The sequence below is a fragment of the Mesonia mobilis DSM 19841 genome, from assembly GCF_000423405.1.
Classification (GTDB): Bacteria; Bacteroidota; Bacteroidia; order Flavobacteriales; family Flavobacteriaceae; genus Mesonia; species Mesonia mobilis.
Genome location: NZ_AUHX01000005.1, coordinates 136,250 through 151,695 on the forward strand (window position 1 = coordinate 136,250; position 15,446 = coordinate 151,695).

10 protein-coding genes, 2 tRNA genes and 1 pseudogene are annotated in these 15,446 nt (G+C 37.6%); 11 read left to right on the forward strand and 2 right to left on the reverse strand.

Annotated elements, in window-relative coordinates:
• Nucleotides 1–76 precede the first annotated feature (76 nt).
• Nucleotides 77–1,561 (reverse strand): autotransporter outer membrane beta-barrel domain-containing protein, encoded by a 1,485-nt coding sequence (locus tag G551_RS0105020; RefSeq protein ID WP_027884529.1) that lies wholly within the window; start codon nt 1,559–1,561, stop codon nt 77–79.
• Nucleotides 1,562–1,802: 241 nt separating this feature from the next.
• Between G551_RS0105020 and nhaC the strand changes: the two genes are divergently transcribed.
• The 4 genes from nhaC to G551_RS0105040 all read left to right on the forward strand — a co-directional run bounded on the left by nhaC (nt 1,803) and on the right by G551_RS0105040 (nt 5,482).
• Entirely contained in the window at nt 1,803–3,293 is a 1,491-nt protein-coding gene (gene nhaC, locus G551_RS0105025; protein WP_027884530.1) for a Na+/H+ antiporter NhaC, read from the forward strand.
• A gap of 74 nt (nt 3,294–3,367) precedes the next feature.
• The gene (bshB1, locus tag G551_RS0105030; protein WP_027884531.1) at nt 3,368–4,084 is read left to right on the forward strand and encodes a bacillithiol biosynthesis deacetylase BshB1; all 717 of its coding nucleotides are present in this window, start codon (nt 3,368–3,370) and stop codon (nt 4,082–4,084) included.
• 92 nt (nt 4,085–4,176) lie between these two features.
• Nucleotides 4,177–4,252: transfer RNA gene (locus G551_RS0105035), tRNA-His, on the forward strand.
• Between the two features lie 129 nt (nt 4,253–4,381).
• Nucleotides 4,382–5,482, forward strand: a complete 1,101-nt coding sequence (locus G551_RS0105040) for a hypothetical protein (RefSeq protein WP_027884532.1) — start codon at nt 4,382–4,384, stop codon at nt 5,480–5,482.
• A gap of 89 nt (nt 5,483–5,571) precedes the next feature.
• On the opposite strand, the gene G551_RS0105045 is transcribed toward G551_RS0105040, so the two are convergent.
• Complete coding sequence (locus G551_RS0105045) at nt 5,572–6,582, reverse strand: M28 family metallopeptidase (RefSeq protein WP_084626381.1); 1,011 nt, start codon at nt 6,580–6,582, stop codon at nt 5,572–5,574.
• Between the two features lie 157 nt (nt 6,583–6,739).
• Here G551_RS0105045 and G551_RS0105050 point away from each other — a divergent pair.
• The 7 genes and pseudogenes from G551_RS0105050 (at nt 6,740) to G551_RS15450 (ending at nt 15,435) form a co-directional block, all read left to right on the forward strand.
• A tRNA-Ser gene (locus tag G551_RS0105050) sits at nt 6,740–6,824 on the forward strand.
• Nucleotides 6,825–8,302: 1,478 nt separating this feature from the next.
• Nucleotides 8,303–10,678 (forward strand): annotated as a pseudogene (hsdR, locus tag G551_RS16925) (EcoAI/FtnUII family type I restriction enzme subunit R).
• Nucleotides 10,679–12,175 carry an RNA-binding domain-containing protein gene (locus G551_RS0105070; protein ID WP_027884535.1) on the forward strand — a complete coding sequence of 499 codons (1,497 nt, stop codon included), beginning with the start codon at nt 10,679–10,681 and terminating at the stop codon, nt 12,173–12,175. It begins immediately after the preceding pseudogene.
• A complete protein-coding gene (locus G551_RS0105075; RefSeq protein WP_027884536.1) occupies nt 12,176–13,606 on the forward strand; it encodes a class I SAM-dependent DNA methyltransferase in 1,431 nt (476 codons plus the stop codon).
• Nucleotides 13,607–13,894 carry a hypothetical protein gene (locus tag G551_RS15440; protein ID WP_036243357.1) on the forward strand — a complete coding sequence of 96 codons (288 nt, stop codon included), beginning with the start codon at nt 13,607–13,609 and terminating at the stop codon, nt 13,892–13,894.
• Complete coding sequence (locus G551_RS16180) at nt 13,885–14,193, forward strand: restriction endonuclease subunit S domain-containing protein (RefSeq protein WP_156876756.1); 309 nt, start codon at nt 13,885–13,887, stop codon at nt 14,191–14,193. Before G551_RS15440 ends, G551_RS16180 begins: the two co-directional genes overlap by 10 nt.
• 3 nt (nt 14,194–14,196) lie before the next feature.
• On the forward strand, nt 14,197–15,435 hold the full coding sequence (locus G551_RS15450; RefSeq protein WP_262492855.1) for a restriction endonuclease subunit S: 1,239 nt from the start codon (nt 14,197–14,199) through the stop codon (nt 15,433–15,435).
• Nucleotides 15,436–15,446: the final 11 nt, after the last annotated feature.

Below are 15,446 nucleotides of genomic sequence, written 5' to 3' on the forward strand. Positions count from 1 at the left end.
AGTAAAAAAAAACGATAAAATAAAAAAAGATACCCTTTTAAGGTATCTTTACTAGGATTTTAAGTGTATGTTAATTTTATTTTTGAATCAACAATTTTTCAATTTTATTCAATCTTTCTTCTAAAGATTTTATTTGTTCATCTTTTTCTTTCAATTCTTTTTCTTGAGCTTCAATCTTAGCATTTAACTCTATTATGTAGAGAAAAGACTCTTCTATTTTCTCGAGATTGATTCTTGAAAAATCTGACAAATTATATTTAAAATTTTTGTTTTTGAGGTCTTCATAAGAAACTACTCCTGGTAAGTGTCCATTTTCTTTTACGAATTGTTCAGCAAAGGCTAAACTATTAAAATGGTATGAAGGTAATATTTTTGATTCTCCGTTAAAATATTTTTCGAAAACATAATCTGGCAATAACTCACCTCCAGAGGTATAGATCTCATCTGCATACAAATCTCCTCCAACAGTTAATGTATGGGTAAGATTGTTTACGTCAGACATGTCTACATTAATCCCTAATCTATTGATAGAAAAGTCACCACCTATTAATGGTGTGTCGCTTGAAGAGTTTTCAATATATAATTTATCGCTTCCGGTTTCGTAAGCACCAGCTCTATATCCAATCCCAACATTTCCAGAACCACTTTGATTTGTAAAAAATGTACCATAACCTAAGCCTACATTATTACCACCACTCTCATTAGACCAAAAAGAACGTCCTCCTAAAGATGTATTATAACTCGAAAGATTATCTCTTAAGGCTTGTACTCCAATTGCGGTATTAAACTGACCGCCTTCATTATACATTAATGACCTAACACCGAATGCCGTATTATAATTACCTGTTAATAAAAATGCTAAAGAATACTCTCCAAATGCAGAATTTCTAATCCCTGATTCGTTATTTCTTAATGATGAGTCGCCTACAGCCGTGTTAAAGGAACCCGAGTTATTTAACTTTAATGAATTATAACCTAAACCAATATTTTTTTCACCTCCAACATTAAATTGTCCAGCAGCATAACCAATAAAGATATTATAATTATCAGTTAAATCATCATTCTGACCAGCAAAACGACCTAAAAAAACAGATCTCCCCGTGTTTAAAACTTCCAGTTGACCTTTCGTTGTTATTCTTAATTTTGGTGAATTATTTGTAGCAAACACCAAAGCTTCTGCATCTGTTGTCCCTATAAAATCATTATCACTATCTGTTCCTACATTTCCAGAAACATTCCAACTATTGTTTGAAGAACCTCCACTTCCAAAACTTACCCAATCACTTTCTACATTATCCCAATAATAAAAACCAGGAGTGTTAGTACCTACTGTAGTGGTTAAATAAACAATCATTCCATCTTGAGAAGCCGTTGGGTTCGTACTTGGAAAAGCACTTATTCTAGGGATTAAAAGCCCGTCAGAATTTGAAGGCGACGAAGGATTGCTCGCTCTTATATCTAAAGATGCTTGAGGATCGGTGGTATTTACCCCTACTTGCGCAAAGGCAGAAAATCGAATAGATAATAAAACTAAAATAAAAAGAGTGTACCTTTTTTTCATAACATTTAATTATTAAAATTTAAAAGGGGTAACGCGGCAAATATATAAATATATATCATCAAAAATCTTAAAAAAAATATATTTTTCTTAGCATCTATAGAGCTTAAGTCTTATGAATCAATATTTTCCATAAAGTGCAAATTTCATAGATTATCGGTATATGTGAAGTTTATTTTTTAGCAATTTGCTCTTCAAGTTAAAAAATTGTAAAATTACAACTTGATCTTTTAAAAATAAATTAATGGATAGCCAAACTACCGATCCTAATAGCCAAAAAGTAATTGAAAATAATTTAAGCATCTTTCAAGCTTTGATTCCCGTTTTTGCTTTAATTGGAATGTTAACTTACAATGTATATGTTTTTGAAGACGATGCCTTAAATGGTTCTAATCAGTTTATTTTATTGATGGGTGCAGCTGTGGCAGCAATTGTTGGTCATTTTAATAAAGTGCCTTATGCTTCGATGGTTGAAGAAGTTGCTCAAAATATTAAATCGACGACAGGTCCTATTTTAATACTATTGATGGTAGGCGCTTTAGCCGGAACTTGGCTGGTGAGTGGTATTATTCCTACGATGATCTATTATGGCTTACAAATACTCAACCCGACTATATTTCTTGCGGCTTGCGTTGTGATCTGTTCGGTGATTTCTATTGCGACCGGAAGTAGTTGGACCACCTCTGCTACCGTTGGTATTGCATTGATTGGGATTGCCAATGCCTTGGGGATCTCTTTAGGGATGACGGCAGGAGCCATTTTATCGGGGGCTTATTTTGGAGATAAACTTTCGCCACTGAGTGATACGACCAACCTAGCTCCGGCGATGGCAGGTACCGACTTATTTACCCACATCAGGTATATGTTGTACACCACAGTGCCTACGATATTGGTTACCCTTATTGTTTTTATAATCATCGGTTTAAATATTGAAACCACCGGTGTTGCCGATACCGATTCGATATTAGCCTCCATTGAAGAGTCATTCTATATTACGCCTTGGCTATTTATTGTTCCGGTAGTGGTTATTTTCTTGATCGTTAAAAAGACGCCGCCTTTAATTGCCTTATTACTCGGAACATTATTAGGTGCTATTTTTGCTCTTATCTTTCAACCTGAAATTATTGCTAAGTTAGGCGATAGCGAAAGCCTTAACTTCTTTTCGGGGTATAAAGGAATTTTAAATGCAATTACCGTCGATACCGCTATTGAAACTTCTAATGAATCGCTGAATGATCTATTTTCTTCTGGGGGAATGGCCGGAATGCTGGGTACGATCTGGTTAATTATTTGTGCGATGGTTTTCGGTGGAATTATGGATGCCATTGGCGCACTTTCAAGAATAAGCCGTGCTTTATTGAATCTTTTCCACAGTACTTTCGGGTTATTTAGCAGTACGGTGATTAGCTGTTTAGCTTTAAATGCCACAGCATCTGATCAATATTTAGCGATTGTAGTACCCGGTAAAATGTTTGCCAAAGCTTATAAAGATAAAGGCTTAGCTCCTGAGAATTTAAGTAGAACACTCGAAGATTCTGGTACGGTAACTTCTGTTTTAATTCCTTGGAATACTTGTGGTGCATACCATAGCGGAGTTTTAGGAGTTCCGGTGGCGAGCTACTTGATGTATGCAATGTTTAATTATTTGAGTCCGTTTACTACTTTAGTATTTGCTGCTTTTCATATTAAGATTAGACAGTTAACGCAAAAAGAACCTGAAGCAGCTCAACTTTAAGAATTGTATAAGAAGCGAAAAGCGTCGATTACCGGCTGAGTTGTTATCTTTGCACTTCAGAAAAAATAATCTTCATGAAATTAGATATACTTGCCATTGGCGCCCATCCCGATGATATAGAACTCAGTTGCGCCGGTACTTTAGCAAAAGAAGTTGCGAACGGAAAAAAAGTAGGTGTTTTAGACTTAACCCGTGGCGAATTAGGTACGCGAGGTTCAGCTGAAATTCGTGACCAAGAAGCTAAAGACGCTGCTGAGATTTTAGGCTTAGCGATGCGTAAAAACTTAGGTTTTAGTGACGCGTTTTTCGTTAACAACACTGCACACCAACTAGAAATTATTAAAGTGATTCGTAAATACCGTCCGGAAGTTGTTTTTTGCAACGCGGTAGACGATCGCCATATCGATCACCCAAAAGGGAGTCAGTTAGCCAGTGACGCTTGTTTTTTAAGTGGCTTGCGTAAGATTGAAACCTACTGTGATGAAAACAAGCAAAAAGCCTGGCGACCCAAGTTTGTGTATCACTATATTCAGTGGAAAGACCTACAACCCGATGTTGCGGTAGATATTTCCGGGTTTATCGATAAAAAAGTAGAAGCCGTTAAAGCCTATCGCTCTCAATTTTTTGATCCCGATAGCAAAGAACCTACCACCCCGATCTCTAGCGGTAACTTTTTAGATAGTGTTACCTATCGCGCTCGCAATTTAGGCCGATTGATTGGTACCGAATATGCTGAAGGTTTCACGGTAGAACGCTGTCCTGCAGTCGATTCTATATTTGATTTAATTTAATTAAAAAAATATTTTGCAGAATTGAGTATTTACACTAAATTTGCATCCGCATTTACTAATTGATATTTTAGTAAACGTTCTTCAAAACAAATGGTGGTTGTAGCTCAGCTGGTTAGAGCGCCTGATTGTGGTTCAGGAGGTCGTCGGTTCGAAACCGATCTTCCACCCTTTTTCAAGTCCTTGCATTCGTGTAAGGACTTTTTTATGCTTTAACTTGAAGTTTGCCGCAGGTAACTCCCTTCTATATTATTTTGGCATGATCCTTGGAATTGACTTTTTATAACTAATTTATTTATTATGAAAAAATCATTACTTGGATTCATTCTTGTTTTAAGTGCTCTTTCTTGTGTGGAAGATGAAAAAACCTCTACTACTTTTCCTTTGGAAATCGATCGTGAGATCAAAACTACTAAAACGCTCGAGAATCCTTTAGTAGATTTAACCAACGTGGAGACGCAGGTCTTTGATTTGGGCTTAGTCACCGATAGTTTACTCAAAGGCAAAGACGGAACGTTGATCTATTTTGAACGCGATCGTTTTGAAGTAGATGCCACTACTCCACTTACTTTAGAACTGGAAGAGTATTACCAGTTTAAAGATTTGGTGACGCACCAGCTTTCTACCGAAACGGTAGACGGGAAACTTTTAAGCTCTTCTGGGGTGATCTATCTTGAAGTGACCGATGGTACTCAAGAAATCTCGCTAAAAGAAAACGCTACTTTACCAGTCACCTTCCCCGATCACCGAATTCATAACAACGATATCTATTACGGCGCACGTAACGAAGAAGGAATTATGCAATGGAAAAAAGATACCTCTTTGGTCGATACTACCGTACTCAATTATCAATATAGCAGAATGTATGGAGTAGATCAATATATGTCTATTAAAGTGCCTCGCGATTCTTTGGATTATTATTTGGAGATGAATGAATCTTTTAATGTGTATGACATCGCTGATAATAAAAACAGCAACTCTACCTCGAATTACCAACCTATCATCGATCCCGCAAAGATTAATTTACAGCAACTCGATTGGATTAATGTTGATCGCGTAGTAGCACCTGACGGTTTTAAAGATGTTTTGCTTGCCAATGAAAAGCTTGCCGACTATTTTACGATCTATGTTTTATATGAAGACCTGGACTCTTTTATAACTTATCCTTATTACGAAGCAAAAGATGAAATCAGTTTGGCACAACTCCTTATTAAAGGGAAAACGCAGTTATTATTGGTACAACTTACTGCCGACCAAGAAATCTATTCGCAACAAATTACCTTAGGAGAACGCAATCGCTACCTCATCGGTATGAAAAAAACTTCTTTAGAAGCTTTGAATACTTTTCTTGATGGTATTTCGGCCAGGGATAGCAGTGAAAATCCCGCAGTGGAGCGCTAGCGGAATGAGGAATTGTAGCGGATAGCCCGATTCAAACACAAAAGCAGCTTTCTCAAGCTGCTTTTGTGTTTGAAGGACGCCTAAAAAATTTATTGCGCCTTATCGACCACTAAACGTTCATCACGATTCGCGACCTCCCAAGCGGTGTAAAATATAAGTTGCGCGCGACGTGCCATGAGATCGTACTCGATTTTATCTGGGGTATCGGTAGGTTGGTGGTAATCGGCGTGCGTTCCGTTGAAATAAAAGATCACCGGAATGTTGTGCTTTGCAAAGTTGTAGTGATCGCTACGGTAATAGAAACGGTTGGGATCGTTCTCGTCGTTGTAGGTATAATCTAAGTCGAATTGCGTGTATTTGTTGTTCACTTCTTCTGAGAGTTCGTGCAACTGGGTACTTAGCTTATCGCTCCCTATTAAGTAGATGTAATTGGGGTTGTCTTCGTGTTTCGGGTCGATGCGCCCAATCATATCGGTATTAAGATCGGTAACTGTATTTTCTAATGGGAAGATTGGATTTTTGGTGTAATAGTCGGACCCCAATAGACCTTTTTCTTCGCCGGTAACGTGCAGGAACAAGATGGATCTTCTAGGTTGATAACCGTCGTCTTGTGCTTCTTTAAAAGCTTCGGCAATTTCTAAGATAGAAACCGTACCCGAACCATCATCGTCGGCTCCGTTATAGATATTCCCTTCGGCATCCATTCCCACATGATCGTAATGTGCCGAGATCACCACGATCTCTTCTGGAAATTCGCTGCCTTTGATAAAGGCCACTACATTTTCTGAATCGTTGTATTTATTGTTGAAAAAACTAGAAGGTATGTCTTGAAAATAGTCTTCGCCGCCGAGTGGAGAAGCGATTTCCATTTTCATATAATTATCTTTTAGGTAATTGGCCGCTTTTTTTTGTCCGGGTTTTCCGGTATCTCTTCCTTGAAATTCATCGGAAGCGAAGGTGTAGAGGTGATCTTTAAGTTCTGCTGCGGTAATGGTACTTGCGTATTCTTCGACATTGGCTTCTGAAATAGGCTTGTTTTTTTGGATTTTACAAGCTAAGGCCATCGAAAAAACAGCCATTACTAAAATTTTTTTTATCATTGGTTTGCGCTTAATTATTTGGTAGCCAAGATATCAAAAAATCTAGAGATGCTCTAAGGAGTAACTGCTAAAAAATTTCTTAAAATTTATTTTTGAGAATTGAAAAAAGCTCTTATATTTGCATCCGCGTTCAGGGAATACCTGATGAGACACTCAAGGAGAAATGGCAGAGTGGTCGAATGCACCGGTCTTGAAAACCGGCGAGGGTCACACCTCCGGGGGTTCGAATCCCTCTTTCTCCGCAAAAAGCTACAACATTTGTTGTAGCTTTTTTTATACCTGCCTTTTTCCTCTACTTTTCCTTTATTTTTCTTTTACTCCTTTGCCCTGCCGTTTATCGCATTTTCTATGTTATCGATAAAGTGTGTTTCATGGAGGTATCTAGGGAGTATCGTGGGGGTTGATTAGGGGTTTTTAGGTTGTAGGTTGTAGGTGTTAGGTGTTGGGGAGGTTTTTAGTTTTTAGTGTTCAGTTGGCAGGGTTTAGGTTGTAGGTTGTAAAATGTAGCATGTATATTGTAGTGGTTGGGAGTTGGAAGGGTTTAGTGTTCAGTTGGCAGTGGGCAGTGGGCAGGGTTTAGTGGGGAGTTTGATGAAGTTGAAGTCGAAACTGAATTCGAAATTGAAATTGAGAGATTCCTCCTTCGTCGGAATGACAGTCTTTCGTTGATCCTTCGGCGGGCTCAAGACTTGGCGGTGTTCAGTGTTCAGTAGGCAGGGTTTAGGTTGTAGATTGTAGATTGTAGGTTGTAGTGGTTGGGAGATGATCCTTCGGCAAGCTCAGGGTGACAGTGGGAAGTGGGGAGTTTGATGAAGTTGAAGTCGAAACTGAATTCGAAATCGAAATTGAGAGATTCCTCCTTCGTCGGAATGACAGCTTGTAGTGGGGAATTTTTAGTGGTTAGGTTGTAGAGAGTATAATGTAGACTGTAAAATGTAGTGGTTGGGAGTTGTCCTTCGGCAGGCTCAGGGTGACTTTTAGAAGCAGGAAGCAAGAAACACGAGACAGGATGAAGTTGATCCTTCGACAAGCTCAGGGTGACAGTGGGGAGTTTGTAGATTGTAGACTGTACGGTTAGAGTTTTTTGAGGAGGGGAGCGATGATGAAGAAGAAGACGACTATGCCTATAAAAAAATTAATGATGTCGTGGTTTTCATATCCGGGTTCGGGAGGGTTGGGACCATGGAGGTATTCTTTGAAGGTATATTTTTTGCGTCTGGCAATCGATCGCCACAAAGTGCCCTATAGCCAACGGGTGGTGCCTCCTATAAAATTGAAAAAAAAACTAATAAAATGATGATTCATTTGTTCTATGATTTAATTTGTGTCTGCTCTTCCCGACTATTTTCCTGTTGAGGCTCGCTTGGTTTTGTTTCTAAGCCTAGCTTTTGGCTTAGCTCCACTCCTATTTCTTGATTGAGTTTCCCACCTTTTATCAGGTTGACCCATGCTCATCCACATTGGTGATGGGTTTCTTGGCCTTTAATGGTTTCAAAATATTAATAATGTTTTCTTTTTCATTATAAATACCTATAAGCTTACAACTTCAACTATTCCTTTCGTAAAGAAAACTTGATCTGCTAAATTTAATTTTATACTACAAATATAAAAATTACAGTACATATCAATTACAGTTAGATTTTAAAGACCTATTTTTTTATATTTACAATTTATAAGTTGAAACTAAATTTCATTTCCTAGAGAAGATACCAAAAACTTCATGAATAAAAAAGACCTTACCGAAAGGGATATCTGTACCAAATTTATTAATCCAGCTATACAGAAAGCAGGCTGGGACATTCGTAAACAAGTACGGGAAGAGGTCTTTTTTACTGACTGACGTATTATCGTACAGGGAAATTTACATACTCGCGGTAAAAGAAAACGAGCAGATTATATTTTATATCATAAGCCCAATACCCCACTTGCAATTATTGAGGCTAAAGATAATAATAGTCCCGTCGGAGCCGGGATGCAACAAGCTTTAGAATATGCTGATATTTTACAGATTCCGTTTGTGTTTACCTCTAATGGCGATTCGTTTGTTTTTCACGATAAAACTGGTTTATACGGTAACGTGGAAACCGAACTCCCAATGGATGAATTCCCTTCTCCGGAATTCTTATGGGAACTTTATCTGAAGTATAAAAATATTGATACCCCAGAGGCTTTAGAGGTTGTAGAACAGGATTATTATGTAGACATCAGCGGAATGAGTCCGCGCTATTATCAACAAAATGCCGTGAACAGAACCGTTGAGGCCATTGCAAAAAAACAGGATCGTATTTTATTAGTTATGGCTACCGGTACGGGTAAAACTTATACCGCTTTTAATATTATTTGGCGGCTCTGGAAAGGACAGATTAAAAAACGTATTCTTTTTCTTGCTGATAGAAATGCATTATTGACCCAAACCAAAAATGGAGATTTCTCCCCTTTTGGAAGTGAAATTATGCACATCATCAAGAATCGAAAAATTGATAAATCCTATCAAATTTACTTTGCCCTTTATCAAGGATTGACGGGTAATGAAGAATCTAAAAACGCTTATAAAGAATTTAGTCGTGATTTCTTCGACCTTGTGGTTATAGACGAATGTCACCGTGGTAGTGCTTCAGAGGCTTCTGCGTGGCGGGAGGTACTTGATTATTTTAGTGCTGCTACTTAAATAGGTTTAACTGCTACGCCTAAAGAGACAAAAGATATTTCCAACATCGCCTATTTTGGAGAACCCGTTTACACCTATTCGCTGAAACAAGGTATTGATGATGGCTTTCTGGCTCCTTACAAAGTAATACGAATCAGCACTACCGTTGATGAAGGCTGGCGACCTACCCAAGGCTTAAAAGATAAATACGGCAATGAGATTGAAGATCGCATATATAACCTTAAGGACTACGACCGTACGTTGGCTATTGACGAACGAACCCAGTTAGTTGCTCAAAAAATTACCGAATATCTTAAAGGAACTGATCGTTTTGCAAAAACCATAGTTTTCTGTACCGATATCGATCACGCCAACCGAATGCGCATAGCGCTTATTAATGAGAATGCAGATTTGGTCGCTAAGCATCAACATTATGTAGTAAAAATTACAGGAGATGATGAAATAGGTAAGCGCGAGCTCGACAACTTTACTGATGTTGAAGAACGCTTTCCCGTTATTGCCACCACCTCAAAAATGCTGACCACCGGTATAGATACCAAAATGGTTAAGGTGGTAGTACTTGAAGCTAATATAGGTTCGATGACCGAATTTAAACAGATCATCGGTCGGGGTACACATATTCGGGAGGCTGAGGGCAAAGTCTTTTTTTCGATTATGGATTTTAGAAAAGCGACCAATCATTTTGCAGATCCTGACTTCGATGGTGATCCTGTACAAATCTACGAACCAGAACCTGATGCCCCTATTGTACCGCCAGATGATGAGGATACCCCCATTATAGACGGGGATTGGCCAGATATTGATGAGCCCGATTATCCTGCAGGAGACCCGCCTGATATTGATATCGACGGTATACCTGATACTCCTAAGAAGTTTTATGTAAACAACGTAAAAGTAAGTGTAGCGCACGAACGGGTTCAATACTACGGCAAAGATGGTAAGCTAATCACTGAGTCTTTAAAAGATTACACCAAAGAAAACCTAACCAAACAATTTGCTTCTCTTGATGATTTTTTACTCCGCTGGAACAGTACCGAAAAGAAAGACGAATTATTCAGGGAATTAGCAGAGCATGGGGTGCTTTTGGAAGCCTTGCGTGAGGAGGTAGGTAAAGATCTGGATGATTTTGACCTTATATGCCACATCGCTTTTGATCAACCACCATTAACTCGAAGAGAGCGAGCAGATAATGTACGTAAGCGTAACTATTTCGCAAAATATTCAGGTATTGCTCAACAAGTGTTAGATAGTCTTCTCGTAAAATATGAATATGAAGGTATCACCTCTATAGAACAAGGTTCTGTACTCAAAGTAAAGCCCCTAAATGAATTGGGCTCTCCTGTAGAGTTAGTGCGTGCTTTTGGAAATCACAAAGACTTTGAAAAAGCCATTCAAGAATTAGAAAAAGAAATTTATAATATTGCTTAATTGAATATTCTTCATAAAATAGCACAGCCTGAAGGGAGACGTCTTGAACTTAAAGAAGTGATGCCCACTAAAGCCGAATTTGCAAAAACAATTATTTCGTTTGCAAACGATGCCGGGGGTGAATTATTTATTGGTGTAAAGAACAATCCTAGAAAAATTACAGGATTTCAACAAACCCAATTAGATACCATTGAAAACCAAATTAGTAATATTATTCATGATCAATGTCGGCCTACTATTCTACCTGAAATAGATTTTATTGAACATCATGACACCTATATTCTTAGAGTTTATATCCATAAAGGAAACCAACCTCCCTATTTTATTGCTTCCAAAGGAAAAGAAAATGGCACTTATATTAGAGTTGGCTCTTCCAATAGAGTCGCCAATAATCAAATACTACAAGAATTAGAAAGACAGGGGCAACAAATATCTTTTGATTCAGAAGTGTATTTTAAAAAAAGTTATCAAGAGTTACGTATAGAGACCTTTAAGGAGTTTTTCAAGGAAAAGACGGGTGAAAATTTGAGGCTTCAAATTCTAAAAAAATTAGCTCTTGTGAAACAAGAACAAGGGCAATTATTGCCTACGCATGCCTTACTTTTACTAGCCGAAGATCAAGCTCGTGAACAATTTTTCCCTAATGCTAAAATTGAGTGTGCGCTTTTTAAAGGGGTGGTTCCCGGTACTTTTATAGACCAAAAATCTATTCAAACTAGTATCGCTTTACAGCCAGAATTAGCTTATCAATTCATCTTGCGTCATATCTCCCAAGGCACCAAAGATTATGAGGGAGTATATAGAAACGATCGTTGGGAATACCCTATAGTTGCTATTAGAGAAGTTATTAGAAACGCTGTGATCCATAGAGATTACTCGCTTACAGGAAAAGATATTAAAATTGCTATTTTTGATGATAAGTTAGAAATAACGAGCCCCGGAAAATTATTATCCACGATTGATTTTGACGACATGGACGCCGGACAATCTGATGTGAGAAATAAAGTCTTAGCCCCTGTATTTAAACGTTTAGGAATTATTGAACAATGGGGTAATGGCCTACAATTAATAGCTGATGATTTAAAACGGTACCCTGAAATAGACCTCCAATGGAAAGAACCCGGCATAGCGTTCCGAGTGTCTTTTATAAAAGCAAATTATCAACAAGAGCAGGAGTTACAGCAGGAGTTACAGCAAGAGTTACAGCAAGAGTTACAGCAAGAGTTACAGCAAGAGTTACAGCAAGAGTTACAGCAAGAGTCCTTGTATACTAAAATATTGCTAATTCTAAAAGAAAAAACATCTTCAAAGAAAGAAATCTCTGTTACGTTAAATCAAAAATCAATATCCAGTCAATTGAATATTATTTCTAATAAACTAATTGAAGACCTATTAATAGAACGGACAATACCTGATAAGCCTAGTAGTTCTAAACAACAATATAAAATAACAGAGAAAGGAATTGTATTTTTGCAACTGCTTAATAAAAATAAATAAATGAGTAACATCACTTCAAATATAAAATCCATCCGCGATATTATGCGTAAAGACACCGGTGTTGACGGTGACGCACAGCGTATTTCACAAATGGTATGGATGCTTTTTATGAAGATTTTTGCCGATAAGGAAGAAGAATGGGAAATTACAATTGATAACTACGAAAGCCCTATTCCGGAAAAGCTTAAATGGCAAAACTGGGCAGCTGATGAAGAAGGGTTGACTGGAGACCAGTTGATGGACTTTATCGATAATGAGCTGTTTCCCGTTCTTAAAGATCTGGATATTACCATTAGCCCACAGGCTAATATCATTCGTTCGGTATTTGAGGACACCTATAATTATATGAAAAACGGAACCCTGTTCCGTCAGGTGATCAATACCATTAATCAGATTGACTTTAACAGCTCTACAGACCGCCACCTTTTTAATGATATTTACGAGACCATTTTAAAAGAGCTACAGTCTGCCGGTTCTTCTGGGGAATATTATACCCCCCGTGCTGTAACCCAATTTATGGTAGATATGATAGATCCTCAACTGGGTGAGACCATTCTAGACCCCGCTTGTGGTACTGGTGGTTTTTTGACATGTAGTATTGATCATATCCGTAAGCAGGTGAATACCCCACAAGACCGTGACAAATTGCAAAACTCGATTCGTGGTATTGAGAAGAAACCCCTACCCCATTTACTGTGTACGACCAACCTGATGTTACACGGTTTTGACTTGCCCGCAGTTCGTAGGGATAACTTACTGAGTAAACCCTATAGCGATTGGGGAGCCAAAGATAAAGTAGATATCATCTTGAGCAATCCCCCTTTTGGCGGTGTTGAAGAAGACGGTACCGAAACCAACTTCCCTCAAAAGTTTAGAACCAAAGAAACCGCGGACTTATTCTTAGCTTTAATTATACGATTGCTTAAAGACGGTGGGCGCGCGGCAGTGGTTTTACCTGACGGAACCTTATTTGGTGAAGGTGTAAAAACGCGGGTTAAAGAAGAACTGTTGGCGAAGTGTAATCTGCATACTATTGTGCGTTTGCCTAACGGGGTTTTTAATCCCTATACCGGTATCAATACCAACTTGTTATTCTTTGAAAAAGGTAGACCTACTAAGGAGATTTGGTATTATGAGCATCCCTATCCCGAAGGCGTAAAGAGTTATAATAAAACCAAGCCTATTAACATCAAGGAATTTGACGCTGAAAAAGACTGGTGGAAAAAGCGAAAAGGTTCACCACTTGCGTGGAAAATTACCTTAGATGAGATCAAGGCGAAAAACTATAACCTAGATTTTAAAAACCCGCATGAAGAAGTAGATTCTTTAGAGGCACCAAAGGTAATTCTAGAAAAGTACCGTAAAACGGAAGCTAAAATTACTAGCATACAGGATGAGATTGTTAAAGTACTAACCGAAGCTTTACAATAGATGCAGTTACTCAAACACTTTCATAAGCTCAGCATTCATCCTAAAAATGCCAATGCCCTTAAAGGGCTGATTCTCCAGTTAGCGGTACAAGGAAAATTAACAGCAGACTGGAGAAAAGAAAATCCAGAACTTATCAGCGGTTTGAACTCAGCTGAAAGGCTTAAAAAATCGATTAAGGCTGAAAAAATAACACTAATTAAAAAGAAATTAATTAGAAATATTAAAACATCTGCTTTTAGAAAAAATGACTATTACATAGATACACCTGAAAATTGGGAATGGATATAATAGGAGAGCTTGGAGCTATATTTAATGGCAACAGTGTAAATAAAAGCGTTAAGCAAGCTAAGTATGAAGGCCTTGATAATGGCTATCCATATTTAGGAACTAAAGATATTGGTTATGGTTTTGAGTCTATAAACTATGAAAATGGAGTAAAAATACCCAAAAATGAAGATAAATTTAAAGTCGCTCATAAAGGTGCTGTGCTAATTTGTTCTGAAGGCGGAAGCGCAGGAAAGAAATGTGGTATTGTAAATAAAGATGTATGCTTTGGGAATAAGTTATATGCTATTGAGCCATTTTAAAACATCGAACCTACCTTTCTCCTATCGCTATATCTAACCCCTAAATTTTTTGAACAGTTTCAGTCTCAAATGACTGGAATAATTGGTGGAGTTTCAATATCAAGATTTTGTGATATTGCTGTTCCTTTGCCTTCTTTAGAAGAACAAAAAGAAATTGTTCGAGTTGTCGAAATCCTTTTTAAAGAAGTGGAGCAATTGGAAACTCTCACACACAAGCGTATTCAACTTAAACAAGATTATGTTGCTTCGGCTTTACATCATTTGGCCACTCAAAGCACGCAAACAGCCTGGCAAGAGTTGACTCCGCACTTCTCAACTTTTTTTGATGATGTCACCAACATTAAAAAACTACGGGAAACTATTTTACAATTGGCCGTACAAGGTAAACTCACTGCAGATTGGCGCGCCCGTCACCCTAAGCTTGTTTCTGGAGAACATCACGCAAGTGAGCTTTTAAAACGTATAAAATCAGAAAGAAATAAATTAATAGCAGAAAAGAAATTAAAGAAAACAAGGGAAAAAGGTAATATTTTAGAAGACGAATTTAATTTGGATTTGCCAGATTCTTGGACAAAAGCTAAAACAGTCGATTTAGGCTTTATCACAAAACTTGCTGGTTTTGAGTATTCTAAATATATAAATCTTCAAGATGTAGGAGAAGTTCCTGTTATTAGAGCTCAAAATGTAAAACCAAACAGAATTGACGAAACTAAATTAAAATATATTGATTTAGAAACATCAAAATTGTTGAGTCGTTGTGAGTTAGTTAAAGAATCATTGCTAATTACGTTCATTGGTGCTGGAATTGGTGAAGTAGCTGTGTTTAGAAAAAAGAAAAGATGGCACTTAGCACCTAATGTTGCTAAATTAGAACCTTTCAATGAGTTTAATCATAATCTAGAAATTGATTACTTATTGTTTTATTTACTTTCCCCAATTGGTCGAAAAGAACTTTTCAAGCATATTAAATCCACAGCGCAACCAAGTCTTTCTATGGGAACTATTAGAGATATAATAGTATGTCTTCCACCACTAGAAGAACAAAAAGCCATTGTAGAAAAAGTAAATGTTTTGATGGGTCTTTGTGATGCATTAGAACAGGAGGTACAAACTGGTGAAGAACAACTAGAGCAATTGATGGAGAGTGTGTTGAGGGAGGTTTTTGAGGGTAGGCAAGAAGACAAGCAAGATACTTTACCTATGGCTGCGGAGCCGGAGAATAATTATGAGTATAAAAACTAATAGGTCTAAAC